Source organism: Brachybacterium sp. ACRRE (genome assembly GCF_022346485.1).
Taxonomy (GTDB): domain Bacteria; phylum Actinomycetota; class Actinomycetes; order Actinomycetales; family Dermabacteraceae; genus Brachybacterium; species Brachybacterium halotolerans.
The window spans coordinates 50911-74654 of record NZ_JAKRMO010000004.1 but is presented as its reverse complement, the minus strand read 5'-3'; the positions used below and the strand labels follow the sequence as shown (position 1 = coordinate 74654).

Here is a 23744-nt window from a genome sequence, read left to right as displayed (position 1 = left end):
CACCGTCACGGCCTCCGGCCGGCATCCGCGGCTGAGTGCTCATCGCTCATCTCCTCCGATCGTCTGGTCCGCTGCTCAACGGGTGATGCGACTGGGGTCGTTCGCCCGGTGCCGGCCATCGCGCGGCAGGGCGAACGATCCCTGGTCCTGGGAGATCGTCACGGACTGAGCAGGGGCCGGATCAAACGATCGCGCATCCACTGCCGTCACCGGCGCAGCGCCGACCGCTGCGGGTGCCGATGCGCTCCCCATCCCCTCCAGGTGCAGCGCACCCTGGCGGGGGTCCAGTCCAAGCACGGACTGGGAGTAGAACGGCAGCTCGCGGGTGGCCTCTCGCATCTGCTCGCGGGCCATTCCGTCGCCGTGTTCGCGCTGATGGGCCGAGAAAATCTCCTGAGCCTTGGCACTCTCCTCGGCGACCTTCTGGTCGAACATCGCCTTGAGCTGCGGGTCGGAGTTCATCGACGAGTAGAACGGCAGGTCCTCGACCATCGATGTGCGTTCGTCAGCATCGGGTACCCGCCCGTTCTCGGCCTGGAAGGCGTCGTAGGAGGCAAGTGCGTCCTGGAGTTCGAGGGTGAGCTGGCGCTCCTGGACGACGGGCAGACCGTGCGCGAGCTCGGTGATCGGCGCCTGGGCGTCGTCGCTCTGGTCCGCCTTGATGCGGGCCTCCAGCTCCATGGTCTGGAGTGCCTCCTGGCGGTCCGTCGTCGACATCTCGGGGACCCCTGCCCGATACGCGTTCTTCGCGACCCCGGTGAGGGCGCCAACGCTCACACCAGCAGCACGTCCGGCACCGTGGGCGAGCGACTGGCGATGCTTGAGGAGGGCTCGTCCGCCCATGACGGCTGCGGGTACCGCGAGACCGCCCGTGGCAAGGCCGAGCCCCCCGTAGAGGGCTGCGCCCTTCAGGGCCCGCTTGTACGTGGCGGGGTCCTTCGCCGCTGCGGCGAGCTTCGAACCCGCGGTGCCAACGACTTTCATTGACGCACCCATCCCTCGGGTGGTGAGGTACTGGGCCGTGAGCGCCTTGTTGTTCCAGATGGCGCTGCGCGTGTCCTGCCCGGACTGCCACTTCTCGCGCAGGGTCTGCGCGCCGCCGGCGATCTGGCGCCGGATGTTGGCAGGGATCGAGGCTGCGCGTCCGAGGGCGAGGCGCGAGCCACGGCCGAGGCCCTGCGCGGTCGCTCCGGTGGAAACTGCCGCGGCGCCGACCTTCTCTGCTCCCGCTTCGATGGTGTCGTCGCGGCCTCCGCTCTCCTGGAATGCGGCGAGCTTGTCGGCGAACGAGAGGCTGTCGGCGCCCTTCCCCTTTACGGCGTGCAGCGGATCACCGATCATGGAGGCATCGCCGAGGAGGTCGTCGGTGTCGTCACCTGGGGCCTGGATAGAAAGCGAATCCTCCGCATCCGCCTCAGCCCCCGACACCTTCTCGGTCGACGCGCCGTCGGTCACCGCGGCCTCAGAAACGCTCGAGCCAGACGTGACGGCGTCACTCTTGCCGCTGGTCTCGACGGGGTTCTCCGCGTCAGCGACCAGATCATCGTTCTGCGCCACCGAAGACCCATCCGTGCTCTTGCCCTTGCCTACCCCGATCTTTCCCTTCGCAGCACCCCACGCCGCGTCCGTGATCCTCCGGCGCCCAGCGTCCATCGCCCCCTTGGCGAGGGTGCCCCCAGCCAGAGCGGCACCGCCCACGGCCAGGGGGTTGCCCGCCATCGCCTGCATGCCGCGCAGCGTGAAGGGCGACTTCGCCTGGAACAGCTTTCTCCACATCAGGTTCAGCAGGAAGATCGACAGGGCCGGGGCCAAGCCGATCCACAGCAGCATCGCGACCGCCCACTGCCCCAGGAACCCGTCACCCATGCGGATGAGGGCCATGGCGACCATCTGCACGAACGCGAACAGCAGCGTGGTGACCGACGTGATCGCCGTGTAGCCGATCCAGCTCTTGAAGAAGGCCACCGACGACCCGAACCCCTGCGAGACCACGCCCGCCAGGGCTGCGATGATCAGGAAGAACGCCATCACGTAGCTGAGCAGCTTCATCACGAACACGGCAGCAGCCAGAAGCGCCATCGCCAGGCCCCCGATGACGGCGGAGACCGCGTAGGCCCAGGCGAGGATCGAGTGGGCGGTGCGCGTCGTGCCCGACACGTTGCTCACGTACGCGTAGGCCTGCGGGTGCGAGGCCAGCCCGTTGTCCGGGTCCTGCAGGGTGTCCTTGTCGCCGACCACGGCGAACTGGACCTCCGAGAGTTCCTTGATGGTGGTGTCCGCGGACACCTTGTCGGAGAACGGCAGGTGGAAGACGAACTTCGACTCGTTCTGGTTGCCGCTGCCGGTGAAGATCTGCTTGCAGGCCTCCGGGGTGATCGGACCGCCGATCTTCCCTCCTTCGATGCCCTCCTTGGGCAGGTCTGCGCGCAGCGAGTAGTTCCCCTTCGCGTCGATCGCGCACAGTCCCCATGCCTGGGACTGGCGGGCGACGCGCTTGTCGTTGGTCATGTCGTTGAGCATCGGGGACCCGGCGGCCGGCACCGCGACTGCGTAGCTCTCGTCGCCGCTGGTGTAAGCGCTCTGCAGGATGTCGTGCCGGTCCTTGGCATCCATCTGGAGGTGGCCATCCAGCTGGTGGCAGGCGGCGTAGTCGGCGCCGAGGGTGCTCTCGTCGCCGTACTGGACGTCGGAGAAGACCCGGTATCCGGTCTCCTCCCACCAGCGGGACATGACGTTGAGCGCGGCGGGAGCGGTCTCGCCGCGGTCTTCGTAGTAGCTCGTGTACTCGCGGTGGAGTTCGTCGATGTAGGCCTTGCAGGACGTCGGGTCCTTCTTCGCCGCGTCGGAGAAGACCGTGGACTCCTTCGAGGATCGATCCGAGATGGGCGTCGCGATGGCATCTGATGCCTTCGAGAACGCCGCAGAGGTCTCCTGCACGAGCCACGCCGGGGAGGCGGTGCCGGGTTCGTAGGTGCCGCCTTCTCCGGTGTCGTTGAGGGACCCCCAGATGAGGGCGCAGAACGCACCGAGGGCGGCGAGCATCGTCAGCAGACGGCGCAGGTTGAAGCCTCCCGCGAAGGTGGCCCAGCCCAGCGCGAGGGCTCCGGCGCCGATGACCAGGAAGATGGCGCCGGAGTCGATGATGGTGGTGCCGAAGCTGGCGGCGAAGTCGTTCAGCGGCTTCACCAGCTGCGCGTTGACCTTCCAGTTCGTGGCGGCGTCCACGAGTAGGGCGGCGATCAGCCAGGCGAAGTTGCCGACCGTCATGATGCCCTCGAACGAGGGCTTCTCCAGGATGTTGACCTCGACGCTCCGCAGCGGCTGCGTGACGTTGAACTCGACGGAGTCCGTCATCGCCATGGACATCGTCCAGCGGGTGATGGGCAGGCACTTGATGGGGTCTGTTTCCCCGTCGACGCGGGCGCACGGGGGCATGTTGTCCTCGGCCCCGCCCCTGTCCAGTGCCGCCGGCTGGATTCCGACTGCCTGTGCCACGACGTTCTGCGGGCTGATCGCGTCGCCTGCGCTGGTGAGGGAGGCGCCGTTCGCCGGGGACAGAGCGAATGCGCTAGCTCCGAGGATCACTGCCAGCGGCAGGAGGAGCTTGAGGATCCAGGCGGGGACCTTGTTGGTGCGGTCCATCAGGCATACACCTCGTCGAGAATCAGTTCGGTGTCCCATTCCTGGGCGTAGTCGTTGTCGATACCGGAGGGAGCGATCAGGACGGGGGTCGACTCGAGCGGGTCGATGATGAGAAGCCCTCCGGCCTGGGAGGAGACTCCCCCCTGGATGAACACGTTGAGCTGGTTTCGAGTTGCGGCGAGCTTCTTGTCGATGAACGCGCGACCGTGGGTGAGTCGGAGCCCTCGACGCTGGTGGATCAACATGAGTCCCAGCGAGACGAAGAACGCGAGGAGCCCCGGGAAGATGCCGAGGTAGGTGGGCACGTAGGGGATCATCTGGAACACCAGGAGGGAGATCACGAAGACCGGGATCGAGATGAAGGTCGAGGCGACGACCGAAATGAGGGTCCCTCGCTTCATGTCGATGGTCAGGTGCACGGACCTACGCTCGGCCTGCGCATCTTTCCCCGTCATGGCCGTGAGGTTGTACAGGTAGACCTCACGTTCCTTCTCGTTCTCGTCGCTCACTCCGCCGCTCCGATCCGACGCTCCACTCAGCTGTCCGCAAGCCCGAGGAGGGCGAGACCCAGGTTGAGAAGGGCATCTGCGATGAGCAGGAGGAGCGGCAGGAATGCCGACGGCGCGGCGAAGATCCCGGCGATGAGCAGCTCGATGGCCATCTCCTTGCCGCCGCCGCCCGCGCCATTGCTTCGCTTGTTCTTGACGATGAACTTGATGATCGCGTACAGCGCGAGACCGATTGCGATTGCGATGAGCATGAGGTCGATGCCGGACACGCTGTCCTGCACTCGCCCCCAGATCTGGTTCCACGATCCGCTGAGATCGACCTTCGTCTTGTTCATGGCTGCCCCTCCCGTGGTGCTGTCTGCCTGCCTGGCCTCTCGGTCTCGCTAGTGGGCGGGGACTGGGCGAACTCGCATCGAGGCATCGGTCAGCGGTCCTCGAGCTGGCTGGGGAACTCGAAGTTCTTCAGCTGCGGGTCGGCGCACTTCAGGGCGGAGCCCCACATCTCGTCGGCGTACGGGCTCGTCTCGAACTGGGAGGCGAAGGCCTCGCGACGCTCGTCGTCGATCTCCCCGAACGGGAGGAAGAGGGCCTCCGTGCGCTCGTCGCGGGCGCCGTCGAGGTAGTCGGCGCACACTCCCTGCACGCCGCGCTCGTGGGAGCGGACCGTGCGGCCTGCGTTCATCGCCTGGCGGTGGCTCAGGGAGTCCGGCTGGGCTGGCGGGATCCGCATGGACTGGGCCAGGGTGTTGTAGATCGTCGTGCTCGTGTTGCGCGAGTGGATCGGCATCGGCGACTCGTCCTTGTTCTGGACGAAGTAGAGCATCTCGGACGCGTCCATCTGGGTGCGGTCGATCGCCTCGGGGAACGGGGTCAGGGGTTGTTCGTCGAGGACCGAGTCGTCGGCCGGGACGGAGAGCCGGTTGGAGGCGCCGCTGTCCTCGTCGTCGACCGAGAGGAACCTGTCCTTGCGCGCGACATGGAAGTCCTCGGGGGGACGGTTGTTGGTGGGGAAGGTGAGGCGGACCTCGGCCGCCAGGCGGTCCTTCTCCCGCCCGGACAGTTCGCGTCCGAGCTCCTGCTCCTTCTGTGCGACCCGCTGTGCGAGGCGGACCTGCCCGGAGCGGACCTCGGAGCGTTCGACCTCGCCCGAGCTCAGGCGATGGTTGAGGTGTCCGCTGACGATGCGGCGCACGAGGGATGCTGTGGCGACGGCACGCACGTGGCCCTCGCGGTCCTCGCTCTCGCGGATGCGCTTGATGATGTCGTGGGCGGTGTCGCCGATGACGTCATCGACGTGCTCCATGGCTCCACGGCGTCGGCAGAGGCGCTCGGCGTCCCGCTGGATGCGCTCGAAGACCTCGTTCTCGTCGAGGAGCTCGGCGCTGGCGTCGACCTCGGCGCGGGTGAGCAGGGCGCTGGCGTCGAAGTGGTCCTGGAGCTTGTCGTTCCACCAGCCGACGGTGAGGTAGCGGTAGCCGTCGTCGTCCGTGCCGACACGGATGTCGGCCTCGTCCCGGGAGTGGGTGCCGAACTGGCCGCTGTTGCCCTGTTCACCGGTGTCCCTCTTGCGCAGGACGCGGGCCCCGTTGCCTGATCCGCCTCGGATCCTCGATCCGTTCGCTGCCATGATCTGCTCCATCTCGTCGCGATCGACTCTTCGATGGAGGTAGTGGGCGGCGCGCTCTGCGAGAAGCGTCGTGGCTTGTCAGGGGCTTGTTCGAAGTGCGTAGTCGGGCAGCCCGATCTTGGTGACCTTGCCGCGGCACTCCGCGGTCCACGGGCACGTCTTCGGGGGTGTGGCCCCGGCGATGTATCCCCACCGCTGGCAGGTGTCGCATTCGGCGATCGTGGTGACGATGGAGGAGCGGTTCCCGTTGCTTCGTCGCAGTCCGCGTAGGGTCTGCTCGTGGGCGTCGAGGTTCTGCAGGTCCTCCAGGGGGAGGTTCACGCCCCGTCGGATCTCCTGGCTGCGCCCCGGGTCGGAGCGCAGGACGCTCTCGAGCTCGTCCCACGTGGTGACTTTGGCGGCCAGCATGATCACCAGGGCGTGCTGGACGGCGCGCGCCCGGTCGCTCAGGTGGTGCTCCAGCGCCCACTGGATGAAGAATCCGCTCACGGGCGGTCCTCGCCGAGCAGTCCGTCCCAGTCGACCTTCGGGATCATCCCTGCGAACTTGGCCTGGTGGTTGTCGGCGACGATGCGGGGCTCGTGACCGATGGCGTCGCTGATGCCGCCGAGCAGCCCGGCGGTCGCCAGCACCAGGGACTCTGTGAGCCGCTGCTCGCCCATCCCGCGGATGATCTGGGCGTACAGGGGGCGTGGCGTCCAGGAGGAAGATTCCTCGTGGCAGAGCCACTCGGCCGTGGCCAGCATCTCCTGGGGGTGGTAGGGGAGGTCTCGGGCCTCGAGCCCGGCGAGGACGAGCCCGGCGACGAGGTAGGGCTCGAAGCGCTCGGAGATGCCCCGGTTGTTCAGGAGCATCTCGTGGCGCATCGCCCGGGCGTAGAGGTACGCGCCGGTGCGGCCAGCCCCCTCCGTGAGAGAGAGCTTCCCGTTCTCCAGCGTGTTCAGCGCCGATGTGAGGGCGGCGTTCATCGGGAAGATGGAATCGGTCATGCCACCACAGTGGGCGAACGGGGTGCCTCGCGGGACATGGTGACGGGCTCTTGGTAGTTCTGCTCGCAGTGGCGGATGCGCGGGAGCAGGACGTCCTCGATGATGCTGCCTTCGTCCAGGGCGATGCCGGTGACGGATCGCGCTCCCCCATCGGAGGCGTTCAGGGACATCGCCACCTCGAGGGTCGTCCCGGACCCGAGGAACGGGTCGAGGATCCGGGCGTCGCTCGCGGCGACCGTGTCGAACCAGCGCGCGAGCACGTGAACGTCCTTGGGGAAGGGGAAGTCCGCTGCGCCTTCGACTCGTGCGAGATGCCTCGCGCCCTCGCGCTCCTGGCGGAACACGGAGCGGGGCACCGCCGTGGAGTTGTCCTTGAGCATCCGCTTGAGTTTGGGCTGGGTGGTGTGGTCGGGCCCGAACTCGATACGTCCTTCTTCGAGCATCCGGTCCATCGAGGCGTCGTTCATCCGCCATCCGCGCTTGGGGACGGGGCAGTCGCGGCCGGTCACGGGGTGCTGGAGGGGACGGAACGATCGGCTTGCTTGCTCGGAGGGGGCTCCGGGGTCTGAGACCCGGTAGAGGGACCCGTTCTCGTCGATGCGGTCGTATTCGGTCAGCCCTCGGGGCAGCACGGCGCGTCGGGGCAGCAGCCATGCACGGAATCGCTTCTGCGCTTCGTCGGCGTTGCCGTGGCCGGCGCGCCAGGCGCTGTCGGCGGCCTCGAGCATGGTGCTGGCGTCCGGGCGCTCTTGTCTCCACCTCGTGCCGGTCGCCTTGATCGCGGCGAGGTCCTTCGCGTAGATCACGAGGTAGTCGTGGGAGACGCTCAGCAGGTGGTTGGCGTTGATGGTGGATCCATCCCAGACGATCGTGCCGACGTGGTTGTGAGCGCCGAGCAGATCGTCGAGGAGGACACGCAGGTGGTGCACTTCGCGGTCGTCGATGGAGGCGATGACGATGCCGGCCTCGGTGAGCAGTCTGGGCAGGTGGACGAGCCGGGGCGCCATGAAGCCGGTCCAGTCGTCGAATCGGTCCGTGTAGGCCTGCACGACTCGGCCACCGGTGTTGTAGGGCGGGTCGAGGTAGATTAGGTCGAAGGGCTCGGTCAGGGTGGCCAGTACATCGAGGTTGTCTCCGACCCGGACCGTGTGCTGTGGCGAGGTGCTCATGCTCTTATCAGTGAGCGGGGAGCTGCGGCAGCCGCGCTCAAGCGCGGGGGCGCGGGGTTCAGTACCTGGTCTGGCGCGGGCGCATGTAGGTGTGTCGGCGCACGCCGATGCCGCGCAGGTAGGCGTCTCGCGCGGATTCATCGGGGTCCTCGCGCGATGCGGCGAGAGACTCCCAGGCTGATCCGTCGTCGTGGGAGTGCTTCTTCAGCAGCTCCCCCAGGGCTTCGGGTCCTGCGGAAGCGTCGAAGTCTTCCTCGCGGGATGCCTCGGTGTCAGCGGTGGGGTAGTCCTCGTCCGCGAAGTCGTAGTGGAGGGTGGCGGTGCTGGTCGTCAGGTCGATCTCGGCCTGCTGCATGATGTCGTCTTCGTGCTTCGCCGCTCCGTAGAGGTACTCGGCGTGGATGCGGTGGGGGCCGTCGGGGCGGAGGTAGTACTGCAGGTCGCCACGCTCGTCGGAGATCTTGAAGACGCCGGCGTAGGTGCCGTCGCTCTCGACGTCGATCTCGGGGCAGAGGGAGGCGATGACCTCTCCTGAGGGTCCGGAGTCGCGCAGGGCGGCAGCGTGAGCGGAGGGGTGTTCGGGGGTGCGCACCGAGACGTCCGCGTCGTCGCGGCCGATCGACCCGAACTGCCCCTTGTTGCCGGTCTCTCCGGTGTCGCGCTTGCGGATGATGGTGCTCATCGCCTGTCCTCCTGGTAGTCGTCGCTCACTGGGGTGAGTGGGCGGGAGGTCGCGGGGCGCGTTCTCCAGGCATCGGGGCGGGCTCTGGCCATCGTGGAGCCTGACCACCCGGGCTTACACCGCCTTACACTTGATCAATCTGTAAGGAACAGTCCGAAGGAGCACCGTGCAGCTCAGCCCGTACACCCCCGGGGAAGTAGCCCGAGACGTCCCCGGCCGCGAAGTCCAGCTCCAGGAGATCGGCGGGATGCTGACCCTGCCCGCCCTCCATGGGCGCTTCTCCGGCCGCATCCGCGTCGACACCGGGCCCCGCGGCGTCGGCAAGACGAGCCTGCTGCGTCGCGTCCAGGGAGACGCTGTGCGTCTCGGGCTCGCCCCGATCTACGTGACTGCAGGAAATGGGCCGCTCTCCGCCGTGATCGCCGACCAAGCGAGCAAGCTCGTCCATGACTGGGGCACTCCCAACGATCCCGGCAGTTGGATCGACCGACTCTCCGTCACGCTCGGCGTTCCCGGCGTCGGGCATGTCACCGCCGAGCACCGCAAATCCCCGTCGTCTGCGCAGGCCACGCGGGCGTTCCGTGAGCTCATCGAGAAGACCACGAAGGAGGCCGTCGCGCAGGGGCTCTCTGGAGTCGTCGTGCTCGTCGACGAGTTCCAGGACGCCGACAGCGACAGCCTGAAGACCGTCGCCTACGCCTGGCAGGAGATGCAGGGAAGCAGGGTGCCCGCCGCGTTCGTCGCCGCTGGCCTCAGCCACACAGCGGACGTCGTGACGGCCGCCGTCACCAGCGCTGAGCGGTTCGCCTTCCGAACGATGCGCGACCTCGAGGACGCCCAGGTCCGCGAGGCGCTCACCGAACCCGCGACAGAGCTCGGCGTCCGCTGGGAGACCCCGGTCCTGCAGGACGTCGTGCGCGAGACCCGCGGCTACCCCTACGCCGTGCAGCTCTGGGGAGATGCGATGTGGGCCGCCGCCGGCTCACCCGACCCCGACGGCGTCATCGGCGCCGGCGCATTCGAGAGCGCGAGGGAGTCGGTCAACAACGACATGGAGGCGCTGTACCGCGCGAGATGGTCCAAGGCCTCCCCCAGGGAGCGCGAGGTGCTCACCGTCATGGCCACGCTCGGAGGGAACGAGGTCGCACGGGCGAGCATCGCCGAACACCTCGGCGTCGCATCGGGATCGCTGGGCGTCGTTCGGCAGTCGCTGCTGGACAAGGGGATCATCCAGATCGCAGGTCACGGGCTGCTGTCCTTCAGCGCCCCCGGATTCTCGGAGCATGTCCTCTCGCACTCATCACGCTGAACAGCCTGCGGGGCGTCAGGCTGCGGCCAGTTCCCCTCGTCGGGCGAAGGCCCTCTCGCACTTGCGCAGCAGAGGCTCGGCGATCTCCCACATCACGTCCCCGATCGCCAAGGAGTCCATGTCCTGCTCCGCGACCGCGACACGGTGCCCGGTGCCGCCGACGACCTGGTCGAGGACCTCGATGTTCTTGCGCAGTACGCGCTGGATCGTATGGTCCAGCGTGCCCGGGGCGACCATGGTCGTGACCATGACGGTGCGCTCCTGACCGATGCGGTGCTGGCGGTCTTCCGCCTGAGATACCAGGTCGGGGATCCATTCGGTCTCCACGAACAGAGCATCGGAGCCCCGCGTGAGTGTGATGGCGACGCCTGCGGCGACGATGTTCGCGAGGATCACGGCGATCTTGCCGTCCTGGTAGGCGTCCTTGATGCGGTCGCGCTGGACCATCGAGGTCTTCCCGTTGATGACCGCGTGGGGGACGCCGAGCTTCTCGAGGTGTTCGTCCAGCGAGTCCATGACGACCTGGTGAATGCCCCACACGATCAGGGGGCGGTCGTAGACCGTCTCGCCGTTCTCCTGCCGGCTGGTGGACTCCACCCACTCGGAGATGTGCTCGGCGGCGGCGGGGGTCTTCGAGAGACCGGCCGCTCGGCGCAGCAGGGACACGCAGCCCATCTGGTCGGCGCACCAGGCACGCACCTCGCCCTCGGATGGCGCGCCGCCCAGCTCGCGGCTGCGATCCCGCAGGTACTGCGCTATCTTCTCCTGTACTTCGCGAGTGGCCTTGCGGTACTCGGTCGGTGGGACGTCGACGATCATCGTCGAATGCTGCTTCTCGGGGAGGTCGGGCAGCACCTGCTCCTTGGTGCGGCGCACCCACACCTGCTCTCGCAGGATGTCGCCGAGCTCCCCGAGGTGCTGCTTCGCCGGCACGACCTTCGTGATCGTCTGGGAGCCGACCTGGATGTCGTAGGAGCGCGTGTAGCGGTTCATGAAGGCGGTGCGGGACCCGAAGATGGGCTTGAGCTGCCCGGTGATCTCCAGCAGTGAGGGCAGGTCTGCGGGGTTCGTCATCAGGGGCGTCCCGGTGAGCACGAAACGCTCCGTGGCGCTGTGGGCGAGTCGTCGCATCGCCTTGGAGCGCTGGGAGTCCCAGTTCCGTGCTCGATGCCCCTCGTCGTAGATGAGGACGTCGGCGTTCCACTCCATCAGGTCTTCCAGGAGTTCACTGCGGGTCGGGGCGGCGAGCAAGGAGTCGGTGACCACGACCATGCCCCGTTCGGGGAGCTCGGGAACCTTGCGGCCGGGCCGGATGACGGCGATGGCTCCATCGATGTGCTCGGGCACCCGACAGCGTTCGATCTCGGCGGCCCAGTTCGACTGCGCGACCGGCGGGCACGCGACGATCCAGCGTTGCGCTCCGAGCAGCACCGCGGCGAGGATGCCCTGGACGCTCTTGCCGAGTCCGGGCTCATCTGCCAGGAGGTGGCGTCCCCCGGCGGCCACGCACAGCGCACCGATGTGCTGGTACGGGTAGGGGTCCATGCCGAACCAGTCGGGTGCGTCGCCCACGGCTCGGGTGAGGAGTGCGAACTCCTGTTCGTAGCCCTGGACGCTCGGGGCAGCGGCGGCGTTGCGCGCGGCCTCTTCGGGAGTCGAGGGGTTCTCGATCCGTGCGATCGCGAACTCGGTGCCGCCGACGTCCTGCCCGGGTCTCGCGTTCTTCGGGGGTTGTGCACGGTTCAGCGTGTCGGGGAGAAGTGCGCGGGGCCAGTCCGACACGGCAGATGCTGTCGCGGTGAAGCTGCCCGTGGCGGGATCGAAGTCGGCGCCCTCGCCCAGGTTGAAGGCGACGTCGTCGCGGAGCGCAAGGCGGGGGTAGACCTCGATGCGGTCATGCCCCCGGTCCAGCACCAGAGGGTCGTGCAGAGATGCGAGGGTTTCGGGGAAGTCGAAGGCGTCTACCAGCACGCCGGCGTCTGCGAGCAGTCCCAGCATCGGAGCGGTCGGCGAGTCGGCGACGCACCGGCCGGTGGCCGTGTCGACGGTGATGCCGGGGATGGCTCGCAGTGCTGCCACGAGATCCTCGCCGGTCCTTCGGTGCACACTGCCTCGGGCGACATGGAAGTCCAGGCGGGGGTTCTCGCGCGTGCCGGTCAGCAGCGCGTACGGCATCGTTCAGTCCTCTTCGTCCTGGAGAGGGTGCGGCCACTGCCGGCGCCATGCTCGAGCCATCACGATTCCGTATCCCGCGATCAGCAGGATCGCCCCGTAGAGGGGGACGGCGGTGATGAAGAACAGCCAGACCAGCGCGTACTCGTGCCAGTGTCGTCGGCGTTCCCGCCGGGACAGGCACATCGGGATGACACCGGGGAGGATGACGAGCACGACCACGAGGAGGGCACTGCCTGTGGCCTCGGTGACCAGGGAGATCACCATCAGCCAGAGGCTGGAGGCGATGGCCGCGAGGGCGAAGGGCAGCAGGTAGATGCGCAGGGCGCGGATCACGGATCCGAGCGCGGAGAACGTGCCGGTGTGGAGCGTGTGCAGCCAGGTGCTCGTCGTGTTCATCGGGCGAACCTCCATGGGGTCGGGGTGAAGTGGTCGGGGTCGGCGACGGGCACGGGGTCGATGAACAGTGCGATCAGCCCGGAGAGCAGGTCGAGTCGCGTGATGCCCATCTGGTGCGCCGCGTCCTTGAGGAGGACGGGGAACGTGCATGCAGAGGCGGCGCGCCGTGCTTCTTCCTCTGGGGGCAGTGGGCGGCGGATGCGGTCGAAGTCCGTGTAGGCGTCGACGAAGGTGTCGAGGAAGGAATCCAGTGCGCCCATGAGACTGTCCTCCGCATGCGCGGGGACCTGGCCGCGGACGCGGTTGCGCGTACGCGCGAGCTCGCCAGAACGGGCCTTGGGTCGGGGCAGGGGCATGATCGCGGCCGCGCACAGCAGGTGCGGGATGTCGCGCGCCTCGGTGGACTTCGCGAGCATCTCGGCGATCTCGTCAGGTCGCCAGTGTGCCCACATCGATTGGATCGCGTACGCGGGCTCCGTGGTGTCCGGGGTGGAGCGCGAGAGCACCTTCCGCGGAAGGGAAGGATCCTGCTCGATGGCATCCTTCAGCAGCTGCCGCTGACGGGGAGTGAGTGTCCACGAGGCCACGGGAGGGAGTCCCAGGAGCTGGTGGATGGCGGAGGCGTGGACGATGCGGAGGGTGGAGCTCGTCGACGGCAGACCCTGCGTGTGCTCTTCGATCTCGGGGGTCCCGGATCCGAGCACTTCGTCTTCGGCGCTGGGCGTGGTGACCTGCTCGAGCTCGAAGGGCTGGGCGATGGCGCGGGTGTCCACTCGCATCTCCCGGAGAATGCGTGTGGTGCGCATGGCTCCGATGACCTTCCCGATCCAGCCAGAGGCGGACGTCGTGCCGTCGGCGAAGCGCTTCGCGTCCAGGTGCCCCCGGCCCTCGGTGCTTCCCAGGGCGTACTGGGTGAGCATCGTGGTGACCGCGCTGGTGATCTCTTCGACGTTCCACGTCTGCGCGAGGTGCCGGTGATGGCGGGCGCACATGAACCGCACGACGTCGCTCTCGACCGCCACGGAGAGGATCTGGCAGGCGGCGTCCTCGGGGGTGACTGCTCCGGCGACGACGAGCTGCCCGATGCGGCGCGCCTGCTCGTCCAGGCTGCGTGTGCCTGGGTCGAGGGTGCTGGTGCCTGATGTCGTCACGCGGCTCTAGTGGGCGGGGCGAGACGCTCACGGGACGCCGGCCGGGTCAGATCACCTGGCGTCCTTCTCGCTTTGCGCGGTCCAGGGCGTTGGTCGAGGACTTGTCGAGGAAGTTCTGCGGGATGGTGACCTCGATGTCGACGGCGCGATCGTCCATGTCGCAGTACAGGCCGATGGCCCCTCGGATCAGGCCTGTGCGATTGCCCTTCTCGTCGTACGTGAACAGGGGCTTCCTGCTGTTGAAGTTGGCGCCGCCCTGGCCGATGCGCTCGGGCGCCATGGTGTAGGCCACGCGCTCCTCGGTGGCCTGCACCCCGAAGAGCTTGAAGGCGGCCTCCGCTTCCTTCTTGTCCTTGGTGTGCAGGATGATCCCGCGGGCGATGTGGTTCGTGAGGTTCGCTTCGATGAGGTCCGAGATGCGCTGGGTGAACAGGATCGGGAACACCTCGAGCGAGCGGGCCAGGCGACCGAGTCGTTCGACCTCCTCGGCACCGGCGCCCAGGAACACCCACGCCTCGTCGAGCTCGAGCACGCCGCGACGGCCGCGCAGCGCTTCGGCGGAGCCGTAGACCATCATGCGGATGAGTGCTGCCGATACGCGCTGGGTGAGGCTGAGCGACCTCTGGTCGACGCCCATGGGCGGCAGTTCGAGGTCAGCGTTGCCGACCTTGATGTACGTGATGCCCTCCGAGGCGCTCAGCACCGCGCCCTCGTCGCTCAGGCCGACGATGGCCCCGAACATGGGGTCGTTCTCGGACTGGCGGATGATCGGGTCGGCGAGCTCGGCGCTGGCCCTGCCGTGCTCCTTGGCGACCTTGAGGGCGGTCCCGATGGCCTTGGCGCCGTGCGCGACGCCGAACTTCAGGGCCGCCTGCAGGTCGGCCTCGAGGTTCTGCGTGGATTCGGGCCACACGTTCACGGCGTGCAGCATCGACACGGCGGTGTTGATGCCGTCTGCGGGTGTCTTCGAGAACCGCAGCGGGTCGAACACTCCCGTGCCGCCTGCTCCCCCGATGCCGCCGGAGCTGCCGGCGAACGAGTCCAGCGAGAACGACGTGCAGTCTTCGCCGAAGGCCTGCGTGAAGTCTTCGCCCTTCTTGGGGGTGATGGCGATGACGGGGCGGCCTTCCTTGCAGAACTGGTCGGCTGCGAAGGCGAACAGCTGCGACTTGCCGGCGCCGCTGGACCCCACGACCGCTCCGAGTGGGTAGACGTCCTGGTCGGAGGACCTGGTCGCGCTCATCAGCGCGGGCTGTCGATCGTGGACGGTGAAGCCCAGGGTGATGCCGGTGGCGTCTCCGACCGTCGCCAGGGACGGCATGCCCGAGTAGGCGACGGTGGAGGACGGCAGGTCCATGAGGTTCGGGTTCGAGCGCACAGGGGATGCCACCCAGCTCTCCGCGAGCGCCGGATGCTGGCGGTTGTTCATGGGGGCGACCTCGAACGCCGTGCCATTGCCCAGCGTGTCCAGCCGCTTCTTCCCGATACCGGCGAAGGCTGCGACGACGCTCGTCTCCACCAGCGTGGGGAAGGCCTTGCCCGTGGAGTAGGCGCCTTCGACGGAGTGCAGGGTCTGCTCCATCTCGTCCTGCTGCTGGTCATCCAGCTTGCCCTCGGCGCGGGCGTTGCGGATGTCGCGGAGGTACCGGCGACGCTGTCTGCGCAGCTCGCTGCGGGTGATCGCGCTGGGTTCGATCTTTCCGCGGATCGACACCATCACGGCGCCCTTGTCCAGCAGCGACGTCACCCAGGAGCTCAGCTTCTCCTTCGCCGCCTGGAAGGGCAGGTCGAGGCCGTGCACGGAGCCGAGCTGCAGGACGTGGTGACCTTCGATGCCCGAGGGCCAGGTCGCGCATGACGCGACGTCGGCACGGGCGGCTGCTTCGGCGCCGGCGACGGTGCGGAAGACGTGGATGTGGTCGGCGTGCGGCAGCAGGGACGCGTCCTTGGACCCTCCGGCGGCCCACCAGGTCTCAGCCAGGTGGAAGTCCCTAGTGGTGGGGATGGTGAGCCCGGACCGCGTGAGCATGTCGTCGACGTCTTCGTAATCGGGCTGGTAGTCGCTGAGCGGGACTTCGGCGGTCACGAGCGACGTGGCCAGGGAGTCGACGGCATCTCGCAGGGAGCGGTCTGCTCCCCCGATGACGTCGTTCAGCCCGGTGCCGAACAGCAGCACGCGGTCCTGGATGCGCCGGTTGCCGAACCATGCCTGCAGGTCCTCGGGGTATCGGGACTCCGGCGGTGGCGAGTAGCGGCGCGGGAGATTCACCAGCAGCAGGTGGAAGGAGCGGTACCGGCTGCGGGCGACGGATCGGCGAGCGGCGGTGTACGAGGTATCCGCTGCGAGCTCCTCGAACGCCGCTGCGAGGGAGTCGCCGACGTTCAGGGCGTCGCTGTGGGTCTTCGCATCGCGCACGGGGGCCATGGGGACCTTGCGGTACAGGTTCAGCTTGCCGGCCACAGGGAGGATCCGGCCGTCGGGGTACCGGATCTTCGTGGCGGTCGGCATGATGGGCGAGTTGAGGCTCTGCAGTGAGATCTGCGGTGCCTTCGCTGTGTTCGCCACCTGGTCACTCCCCTCCGTCGGATGCGGTCTGCTGGTCTGTCTGATCGGCGCCACCTGCGTCGGAGGCACCCGACTGGTTGGTCGATTCGGAGTCGACGTCCCCGTCCAGAGAGACCGCGTTCTGGTAGTTGCTCAGGCCGGTGCCAGAGCCGACGGGTCCCCAGGCGGTGACGTAGGGCGCGGCGGTGTCGGCGCCGCGCACGAGGACGTCGTACTGGACGTTCGTCTTGGCGTCTCCGCTGCCCTTCGAGTCGGCCGGCAGGAGCTCGACGTTGACGGTCGCTACCACGGTGGAGGTGTCGGCGGTGCCCTGCTTGGTCACCGGGGATGCAGCGGTGATGACCTGCACCTCCCCGGCGGTGACGCCGGTGAGCGAGGAGTACACGTGCGAGGAGTCGCCGTCGCGCGTTGCGAGCTTGAGATCGTTCGGCGATGTGGTGAGCGCCTTGGCCCACGAGGTGATCGCGCTCGTGGTGGAGTCCGACGCGCCGCTGGTGCGCCATCCGTCCATGGGTTCCTGGGGGTCCCAGTCGGAGACCGCGCTGGCATCGATGGGGGTGATCGTCGGCGTGGACAGCACCTTCACGCCGCGGCTGGCGGCGTAGGCGGTGCGCACTGCCGCGTGGTAATAGGTGCCGTCCGAGGTGCGGATCGTGAACTGGTGGGTCATCAGGGTGTAGCCGACGTCCTGTTCGGTCGCCTTGACGGACTCGGTGTCGGTGACTCCGTCCCAGGAGGAGATCTCGGCCCCGTGGAAGATGGAGTCGTTCGAATCCAGCCAGGACCGCAGGGAGCTCTCGGCTTCCGTGCGGCCGGTCTGATTTGCGGACGCCGACGAGGCTTCGCTGTCCCCGGTGACGGCGTTGCTCAACAGGACGATGGCCGCCAGGAGCAGCACGACCGAGAACGGGGCGACGATGAGGTTCGTCCAGATGCTGCGTCGGACCCAGGCGTAGCGCCTCTTGCCGGGGTTGGAGCGCGCGGTGTCGCTGGGCACCGTGACGGCGGTGTCCAGCATGTCCTCGACCTGGTTGCGGCCGCGTGTCTTCTTGCGTGCCATCAGCTCGTCTTCTCCATCCAGTCGATGTCGTCCGAGGCGCGGTCCTCGGCGTACCGAGCGACTCGCTCCCTCGCGGCGTAGGCCACGGGCGCGTCCATGTCCTCGGTCATGTCCTGCAGCACTTCCAGGGGGATGTCGTCGCGGGAGACCACGGCGCTGCGCACGTCCACGGAGCGGTGCGTGGCCAGCCGCAGCCAGCAGTCGTCGCAGAAGTCCGTGCCGGGTCGGCGCGCCTCGAAGCACGGCTGCCAGCACACCCGGCACGTGCCGGGGTCGTGTGAGAACGGGTGGTCCTCGCGTCGCGGTGCCGGCCTCCAGGCGCGGCACGCAACGCGGATGGTCTCCCAAGGGCTGCGCATCGTCACCAGGTCACTTCGCCAGCAGGCCGATCAGGCGCTCGATGGCTGCCTGGTCGACCTGGGCCTCTCGTACGGGGTCGACGAGCACGAGCGCGGCGTCCGTGGACTTCGTGGGGATCTTGTCGGGGATCTCGACGTCGGCGAAGGCGGTGACCACCTGGGCCAGGGACTGCAGCTCGGGCTTGGACATGCCCACCAGGTGCACGACGGCCTCGGGGATGCTCCCGTCCTGGATGACGTTCAGGTCCGCCACGGCGCGCTCGAGCGGGGTGCGCTTGGCTTCCATGATCGAGGTGGTCAGGTCGGCGATACCGACGGAGGGCGCCCCGATCATCTGGGCGACGAGCTCGCGGGTCTGATCGTCCGTCTCGGCGATCTCCTCGGCCTTCTCGGCGATCCGTCGCACCGACGGCTTGGGGGTGCGCCCGGACCGGGACCTCGCCTTGGGTGTGCGCTTGGCGCGAGGCGCGGGGTCCTCGACCACGTCAGGGGCGGTGTCGACGGCCTCCGTAGGGGCGTCGTCGGTGATGTCGTCGGTGGCGAGCATCTGGTCGGTCATGTGTTCCTCCACGGGGTCGAGGGCCTGTCATGTCTCCTAGTGGGCGGAGACCTTCCGAACTCGTCGTGAGCGCTGTCGGTGCAGGTGATCTGGCGGGACTCTCCGCACAGGGACGGGCCGTGCCGGTCTGACGTGCAGGTCGGCACGGCCCGTGTCCATCGGTGTGAGGAGGACCGTGGACGGCTCAGGCGTCGGGATCGAACTCCCCGGTCTCGGGATCGAACCTGTTGTCGGCTCCGAGGTCCATGAGGTGCTGGAGGACCCGGGTCTTCTTGTTCGGGTTGTTGGCCCAGGGCTCGAGGATCACCCACAGCAGGACTCGGTGACCGAGCAGGGACTTCGCCTCGGAGGCGACCATCAGGCCCTCGGGGTTGTCGGTCCTCTCCGTGCGCACGATCTCGTATCCGAGGTCGACGCCGTCGATCTCCTGCTGCGTACCCGTGTACAGCAGGAGCTTGCCGCGGGTGGAGGACTTCTCCCGGGTGACCTTGACGATCGTTCCCGTGAACCGCTTGAGGTCGATGCCCTGCGCGGTGCCGCTGAGGCGGTCGATCAGCTTCCACGAGGCGGATCCGTCGGACAGCTCGGCGACGAGCTCGCGGATCGACTTGGACACCGCCACCTGGCGCGGCACTGCCTGTTCGACGCCGGGCACCTGGACGAAACCGTCGTCGGTGACGTCGTACTTCGCGACGCGGTCGTGCGCCGCCATGATGATCTGGGCGTGGTCGAGCGTGGTCATGGGTCAGTCCTCCTTGCCCGCGGGGGCGATGGTGGCCAGGGTGTCGAGGTCGGCCTCGGCACCGTCGGAGTCCGCGAGCCGGATGGCGGCGGCGGCGATGGATCGGGTGTGGCCGGTGGTCATCTTGATCCACGTCGACCAGCTCTCGGCGTCCTCCCCGAAGGGCGGGGGAACGGCGTCGAGGACGGTGCGCAGGACGCCGCGGATGCGCGTGTTGGTGCCGTCCTGGAAGGACGTGGAGCCGGTGAGGCCCGACTGCACGGTGGTGACGATGCTCGCCAGCACTCCCGTCAGGGCGTCGACGGAAACGCGCTGGATCGGGATGTCGTGCTTGTGCAGCGTCTCGTAGGACAGGGAGGCGATGCCGAAGTAGCCGATCGAGGCGTAGCTGGCGCCGTTGAGCCTGTCGTTGACGGTCTCCTCCCAGGGCTTGCCCTCGGCGAGGGAATGCTCGGCCATCTCCATCAGTCCTTCCATGTGGGGTTCGATCAGGTCTCCCGTCTCTGCCGGGGACACCTCTTCAGTGGGCGGACCGGGCACCTCGTAGGACGCCTCGGAGGCGTCGATGTCCAGCAGGTCCGTGGCGCACAGGGCGGTCTGGCTGTCCGTGCGGTCGGTGTTGAAGCGCGACTCCTGCGCTGCGGGGCAGAGGTTCACCAGTGGGCACCATCCGCACAGGGGGCCGACCTTGGTGGGGAACATCTGCTCGGCGACCATGTCGTTGTGCGTGTCCCAGGCGCGGGTGAACTCTCCGACGGTCTGGGAGACGCGCTTGTCGGAGACCGCGACGACGCTGCTCTTGCCGTGGCGCACGTAGTAGACACGGCCTTCGAGGACGGGCTCGTCCTGGAGCTTGCGCAGGGCGGCGGCGTACAGGCGGATCTGGTCGCCGTGGTCGTCGCCGTAGCGCTCGATGGTGCGTCGGTCCGGCACCTTGTTGCTGGTCTTGTGGTCGACGACGCGCAGTCCGGTCTTGCCTCGCGCGGTCACGCGCTGGGTGAGGTCGACGTACCCGGTGAACGGGACGCCTCCCAGCTCGATGCCGCCAAGGGGCCATTCGGTGGCGACCACGTCGATGTTCCGGGGGTCCTCGATGTCGAAGATGCCCTGGTACTTGCCCATCACGTCGGAGATGAACAGTTGGCGGGTCACGGGGTCCATCAGCTGGGGGAACTCACCGTGCCGCCACTGGGCGACCATGGACAGCAGGAGGTTCGCTGCCCGGCGCCGAGTGCGCTTCCCGCGCGGGAGCTTGTACAGCTCCTCGAGCACGGCGTGCACAGCGGTGCCCTGGGTGGTCGCGGCGAAGGGATCGTTGTCCCTCTCCCCGACGAGCTTGCCGAAGGCATACCCGGCGGCACAGTTGTGCAGCAGGGACTTCGCGGTCGAGGCGGACAGCGCCCGGCGTCGCACCTTGTCCACGTCGAGGGCGTCGAGATGAAGCCCCTCCCGTGTCAGGGTTGTGGACACGCGGTCTCCCTTCGTGGACTGTCCGTACCCCTATGAAGTGGGCGGGCGGGAGCTCTCGTGGGACCGTGAACGGGCGTCCACCTCACGCCTCGTCCTCGCCGTACAGGGTCGACATCGCGATGGGGACGCCGCGAAACCGTGACCCGCCGGCCTGCGTCTCGATCTCCCCGGTGCGTGCCCCGTCGCGGACGCGCTGCTCCCAGATGCCGTCGGCCACGAGGCCCTCGTGCCAGACGGCCTGCCAGCTGGTGCGTGCCGTCTGCCCGGCGGGGATTAGGTGCCTGGCATGCTGCCGGGCGGCCTGGAAGGCGTCGCGGGAGAACACCACGACGTCGACGCCCTTGCCGCGCGCGTTGGGCACGAAGCGACCGAGGATCTCCCCACGTGGATCGCGGCCGGTCGGCCATCCCAGACGCAGGTTCAGGCTGGTGTCCGCAGTGGGCCCGTTGCCGGTGTCCTGCGGGACGATCGCCTCGACGTACCCCTTCTGGCTCTCCAGGAGGTAGCGCAGTGCATCGACGAGGGCGTGCCCGGCGGTGCGCCCCTGCTGGGTGCGCGAGAGATCGACGGTGAGGGTGGCCAGGTCCTCGCGCATGGAGGAGATCCGGTCGCAGAACTCGTCGTCCATCTCGAGGTGGGCGGCGTACTGCTCGAGCATGGTGACGCTGAGCAGGTACTCGCTGGCGATCTGGGCGTGCCGGGTGGCGTTGACCTTGCTGCCGAGCTCCCGCTCGACGTGGCGTCGGATGTCCGCGGCCGCATCGTCTCGCTCGGCGACGAAGGTCGAGCGAACCTGGGCGTAGCTGTCGCGAGCGAACCAGTCGCACATCCACCGCAGCATCTGTGCGGACAGGCGGGCCTGGTCGCCCCTCTTGAGCATGGTGTTCAGGGCTCCGAGCGGGTCCTCGGAGGCGGAGTTGATGAACCCGCCGCCGCCGTCGCTGTAGAGGGTGAGCATGCGGTCACGCACGGAGTCGACCTGCAGCTCGTTCTCGGCGGTCACGACGACGAACGAGCGTGGAGGGTTCTGCACTCGGGTCTTCATGTCCGAGGTCATGCGGCCCTTGCCTGCGCCGTTGAAGGCGGACCGGACCATGGCCTCGAGGTCACTGGTCTGCTTCTCCCACTGCCGCTGGTCGGAGTTGGGGGCGAAGTCGTCGATGACCCACATCATCGACTTCGAGACGGCGTTCTCCATCCATGCGCGCGTGTCCATGGCGGAGCCAGGGAGGCGCTCTGCGCTCCAGGCGCCTCCGCGTGACTGCCAGAACCCCTGGATCATCGAGGCGATCCAGGACTTCCCGGAGCGACGGCCTCCCACGAGGTACAGGACGCTGTGCGGGGTGATGGGTGCGATCGGGCGCACGCCGGACAGGAGGGCGACCATGCCGAAGCGCGGGTCGACGAACGTGTCGGTGGACGTGTAGGCCTCGACGATGCGTCGCAGGAGGTCACGCTGCTCGGGGATGGTCAGCGTCTGGTCGATAACGCCGAAGTCGTCAAGGTTGGGGAAGTCGTCTGCGGTCAGTCCGGCCTGGGAGCGCTCATCTCCTTCACCGCCGGGCCCGACCACGTGTCGCCCGGCGATGAAGGAGGGGATCCCGTCCTTGGTGGGGACCCATCCCTGGCATCCCCACAGCACGTCGTCGGTGGTCTCGGAGGCGCGGTAGGCCTTGATGGCGCGCGTCCAGTTGATCCCGGAGCGCGGCGGCCAGGAGGGCAGTGCGGAGACCTTGGTGGGGACGTCCGCCCTGTAGCGGGTCTCCCAGCGCGCGGGGTCCTCGTCGAGCATGCCCTTGGGGCCTCGGATGGTGGCGGAGTCGACGAGTCCGTCGGCCGTGCGCCACTGGACGAAGATGGCGACCTGGCGTTCGGAGCGGGAGACGGCGCCGGGGATGATGCGGCCGCTCTCGAGCTCGTCGGAGGTGGGCATGCGGAACTCCTCGAAGCTCAGCAGGCGTCCGCCGACGTCGTCGATCTTCTGCCAGGTCTTGATGTCCGGGCCGCCGTTGGGGTCGGTGCGGACGTTGCAGACCTCGACGCCGAGCCCGTCGGGGGTCACGCGGGTCTCGCCCTTCTCGCCGGTGTCGTCGACGGGGCGCTCGGGCAGCTCGGTGATCAGCAGGTCCATCGCGTCCTTCCAGCGGCCGGAGTAGGCCAGGAAGTCGTCGATGCCTCGCTTGGGGTCGACGGTGTCGTCGCCGCGCGGGGAGAGGTCGACCAGCGACGTGTCGGAGGCGTTGCGCTCGCGCAGGAACTCCATGAGCCCGTGGGCGGCATCCCACACGGCGGCGTTGCGCGCGATGTCGCCGTCGAAGCAGATGATGGCCCGTCGCTCGCGCATGGTGACGGTGTTCCACTCGTCGTTGCGGCGCCAGGACTGCACGCCGGGGATGGCGAGGATGAGCACTCGCTTGTCCTCGGGGATCCTCTCGAGCAGTCCGCGCAGTCCTTCGAGAGGATCAATGGCGCCCACGGCTGTGCGCAGTGCCTTGTCCTCGACACCGGCGTCGCGGAGCATCGCGGTCAGTGCCGAATCAGCCTTCACGACGCCCTCGGTGAAGAGCATGGGGATGCTGGAGTCGGAGAACCACTCGGGCGGGGTCGCAGGGTGGGCGTCGATGGCGGTCCCGCTCCCGCGGAGGAACATGTACTTCGCCCAGCTGGACCCCTCGGGCGGATCGTCCTCCGGGCGCAGCTGGAGGGTGCCGAGGATGTGCTCTCCGCGTGCGACGGAGTCCATCTTGAAGTAGGGGATCTCCATCCATGCGCCCTGGCGGGCGAGGTTGAGCAGGTGGCGGCCGGGGTTGCGGCGGCCGTCGTATCCGAAGCGGCGGAGGGTGTCGCGGGCGTCGTCGTCGCCGGAGATGGTGCGGTAGCCGCGGGCTTGGGCGACCAGCGGGGCGACGATCGAGGACTGCAGCTTGACGACGGAGACGTCTCCGATGGACCCCGGGTACTGGGATGCGGGGAACGGCTCCTCGCGCATGGAGGAGATGGCGGTGTCGATGTCGGCGATGGAGGTGCCGCCCTCTTCATCGAAGGCGGCGTCCTCCTCCTCGACAGGTGCGGGGGTCGCCTCGAGATCGGGGTCGGTGGCCTCGACGTCCACAGCTGCGGTCTTGGGATCCTTGGCGCTCATGCTGGGGACAGTGGGCGGGGCGCGACTCTGGTGGGACGCGGCACCTGGGATCCCGACGGGCGATGGGCGTGCTGTTCGCGCTGGCTGGACGTGGGTTCCGGTGGGATTCGCGCGTGGATCCCCACCGGTCCCGACCGAGTTCCACCCATCGAACGCGCAGGTCGGGACGGGAACCCCCTCATCCCCTACATACTTTC

Annotated in this window: 19 protein-coding genes; 1 reads left to right on the top strand and 18 read right to left on the bottom strand. The window is 68.1% G+C overall.

Annotated elements, in window-relative coordinates:
• Positions 1 to 75: 75 nt before the first annotated feature.
• The 8 genes from MHY49_RS02120 to MHY49_RS02085 all read right to left on the bottom strand — a co-directional run bounded on the left by MHY49_RS02120 (position 76) and on the right by MHY49_RS02085 (position 8618).
• Positions 76 to 3642 (bottom strand): hypothetical protein, encoded by a 3567-nt coding sequence (locus MHY49_RS02120; RefSeq protein ID WP_239202214.1) that lies wholly within the window; start codon positions 3640 to 3642, stop codon positions 76 to 78.
• Positions 3642 to 4151, bottom strand: coding sequence for a hypothetical protein (locus tag MHY49_RS02115; RefSeq protein ID WP_239202212.1), 510 nt, complete (start codon positions 4149 to 4151; stop codon positions 3642 to 3644). Before MHY49_RS02115 ends, MHY49_RS02120 begins: the two co-directional genes overlap by 1 nt.
• Before the next feature lie 26 nt (positions 4152 to 4177).
• Entirely contained in the window at positions 4178 to 4486 is a 309-nt protein-coding gene (locus MHY49_RS02110) for a hypothetical protein (RefSeq protein ID WP_239202210.1), read from the bottom strand.
• A gap of 89 nt (positions 4487 to 4575) precedes the next feature.
• Positions 4576 to 5778 carry a hypothetical protein gene (locus MHY49_RS02105; RefSeq protein WP_239202209.1) on the bottom strand — a complete coding sequence of 401 codons (1203 nt, stop codon included), beginning with the start codon at positions 5776 to 5778 and terminating at the stop codon, positions 4576 to 4578.
• A 78-nt stretch (positions 5779 to 5856) separates the two neighbouring features.
• Entirely contained in the window at positions 5857 to 6267 is a 411-nt protein-coding gene (locus MHY49_RS02100) for a hypothetical protein (protein WP_239202207.1), read from the bottom strand.
• Positions 6264 to 6767 (bottom strand): hypothetical protein, encoded by a 504-nt coding sequence (locus tag MHY49_RS02095; protein WP_239202205.1) that lies wholly within the window; start codon positions 6765 to 6767, stop codon positions 6264 to 6266. Before MHY49_RS02095 ends, MHY49_RS02100 begins: the two co-directional genes overlap by 4 nt.
• Positions 6764 to 7936 (bottom strand): site-specific DNA-methyltransferase, encoded by a 1173-nt coding sequence (locus MHY49_RS02090; RefSeq protein ID WP_239202203.1) that lies wholly within the window; start codon positions 7934 to 7936, stop codon positions 6764 to 6766. The genes MHY49_RS02095 and MHY49_RS02090 overlap by 4 nt, the downstream gene beginning before the upstream one ends.
• Before the next feature lie 58 nt (positions 7937 to 7994).
• Positions 7995 to 8618 carry a hypothetical protein gene (locus tag MHY49_RS02085; RefSeq protein WP_239202201.1) on the bottom strand — a complete coding sequence of 208 codons (624 nt, stop codon included), beginning with the start codon at positions 8616 to 8618 and terminating at the stop codon, positions 7995 to 7997.
• A 166-nt stretch (positions 8619 to 8784) separates the two neighbouring features.
• On the opposite strand from MHY49_RS02085, the gene MHY49_RS02080 reads away from it, so the two are divergent.
• Positions 8785 to 9927 (top strand): ATP-binding protein, encoded by a 1143-nt coding sequence (locus tag MHY49_RS02080; protein WP_239202199.1) that lies wholly within the window; start codon positions 8785 to 8787, stop codon positions 9925 to 9927.
• Positions 9928 to 9942: 15 nt separating this feature from the next.
• Here MHY49_RS02080 and MHY49_RS02075 read toward each other — a convergent pair whose 3' ends face one another.
• The 10 genes from MHY49_RS02075 to MHY49_RS02030 all read right to left on the bottom strand — a co-directional run bounded on the left by MHY49_RS02075 (position 9943) and on the right by MHY49_RS02030 (position 23547).
• Entirely contained in the window at positions 9943 to 12102 is a 2160-nt protein-coding gene (locus tag MHY49_RS02075; protein ID WP_239202197.1) for a DEAD/DEAH box helicase, read from the bottom strand.
• 3 nt (positions 12103 to 12105) lie between these two features.
• Positions 12106 to 12498, bottom strand: coding sequence for a hypothetical protein (locus MHY49_RS02070; protein ID WP_239202195.1), 393 nt, complete (start codon positions 12496 to 12498; stop codon positions 12106 to 12108).
• Positions 12495 to 13649, bottom strand: a complete 1155-nt coding sequence (locus tag MHY49_RS02065) for a hypothetical protein (protein WP_239202193.1) — start codon at positions 13647 to 13649, stop codon at positions 12495 to 12497. Before MHY49_RS02065 ends, MHY49_RS02070 begins: the two co-directional genes overlap by 4 nt.
• 46 nt (positions 13650 to 13695) lie before the next feature.
• The gene (locus MHY49_RS19275; RefSeq protein WP_239202191.1) at positions 13696 to 16215 is read right to left on the bottom strand and encodes an ATP-binding protein; all 2520 of its coding nucleotides are present in this window, start codon (positions 16213 to 16215) and stop codon (positions 13696 to 13698) included.
• Positions 16216 to 16219: 4 nt separating this feature from the next.
• A complete protein-coding gene (locus MHY49_RS02055) occupies positions 16220 to 17275 on the bottom strand; it encodes a hypothetical protein (protein ID WP_239202189.1) in 1056 nt (351 codons plus the stop codon).
• A complete protein-coding gene (locus tag MHY49_RS02050) occupies positions 17275 to 17532 on the bottom strand; it encodes a hypothetical protein (RefSeq protein ID WP_239202187.1) in 258 nt (85 codons plus the stop codon). Before MHY49_RS02050 ends, MHY49_RS02055 begins: the two co-directional genes overlap by 1 nt.
• A gap of 112 nt (positions 17533 to 17644) precedes the next feature.
• On the bottom strand, positions 17645 to 18193 hold the full coding sequence (locus MHY49_RS02045; RefSeq protein WP_239202185.1) for a hypothetical protein: 549 nt from the start codon (positions 18191 to 18193) through the stop codon (positions 17645 to 17647).
• A 184-nt stretch (positions 18194 to 18377) separates the two neighbouring features.
• Positions 18378 to 18935, bottom strand: a complete 558-nt coding sequence (locus MHY49_RS02040) for a hypothetical protein (RefSeq protein ID WP_239202183.1) — start codon at positions 18933 to 18935, stop codon at positions 18378 to 18380.
• Between the two features lie 3 nt (positions 18936 to 18938).
• Positions 18939 to 20405 (bottom strand): PD-(D/E)XK nuclease family protein, encoded by a 1467-nt coding sequence (locus tag MHY49_RS02035; RefSeq protein WP_239202181.1) that lies wholly within the window; start codon positions 20403 to 20405, stop codon positions 18939 to 18941.
• Positions 20406 to 20487: 82 nt separating this feature from the next.
• The gene (locus MHY49_RS02030; protein WP_239202179.1) at positions 20488 to 23547 is read right to left on the bottom strand and encodes a DUF3854 domain-containing protein; all 3060 of its coding nucleotides are present in this window, start codon (positions 23545 to 23547) and stop codon (positions 20488 to 20490) included.
• Positions 23548 to 23744 lie beyond the last annotated feature (197 nt).

Excerpts from the sequence above, each read along its gene's own strand:
- MHY49_RS02045 (WP_239202185.1), bottom strand. The coding sequence starts at position 18,193 with ATGACCGACCAGATGCTCGCCACCGACGACATCACCGACGACGCCCCT.
- MHY49_RS02070 (WP_239202195.1), bottom strand. The coding sequence starts at position 12,498 with ATGAACACGACGAGCACCTGGCTGCACACGCTCCACACCGGCACGTTC.
- MHY49_RS02055 (WP_239202189.1), bottom strand. The coding sequence starts at position 17,275 with ATGGCACGCAAGAAGACACGCGGCCGCAACCAGGTCGAGGACATGCTG.
- MHY49_RS02110 (WP_239202210.1), bottom strand. The coding sequence starts at position 4,486 with ATGAACAAGACGAAGGTCGATCTCAGCGGATCGTGGAACCAGATCTGG.
- MHY49_RS02095 (WP_239202205.1), bottom strand. The coding sequence starts at position 6,767 with ATGACCGATTCCATCTTCCCGATGAACGCCGCCCTCACATCGGCGCTG.
- MHY49_RS02040 (WP_239202183.1), bottom strand. The coding sequence starts at position 18,935 with ATGACCACGCTCGACCACGCCCAGATCATCATGGCGGCGCACGACCGC.
- MHY49_RS02105 (WP_239202209.1), bottom strand. The coding sequence starts at position 5,778 with ATGGCAGCGAACGGATCGAGGATCCGAGGCGGATCAGGCAACGGGGCC.
- MHY49_RS02030 (WP_239202179.1), bottom strand. The coding sequence starts at position 23,547 with ATGAGCGCCAAGGATCCCAAGACCGCAGCTGTGGACGTCGAGGCCACC.
- MHY49_RS02120 (WP_239202214.1), bottom strand. The coding sequence starts at position 3,642 with ATGGACCGCACCAACAAGGTCCCCGCCTGGATCCTCAAGCTCCTCCTG.
- MHY49_RS02075 (WP_239202197.1), bottom strand. The coding sequence starts at position 12,102 with ATGCCGTACGCGCTGCTGACCGGCACGCGCGAGAACCCCCGCCTGGAC.
- MHY49_RS02090 (WP_239202203.1), bottom strand. The coding sequence starts at position 7,936 with ATGAGCACCTCGCCACAGCACACGGTCCGGGTCGGAGACAACCTCGAT.
- MHY49_RS02085 (WP_239202201.1), bottom strand. The coding sequence starts at position 8,618 with ATGAGCACCATCATCCGCAAGCGCGACACCGGAGAGACCGGCAACAAG.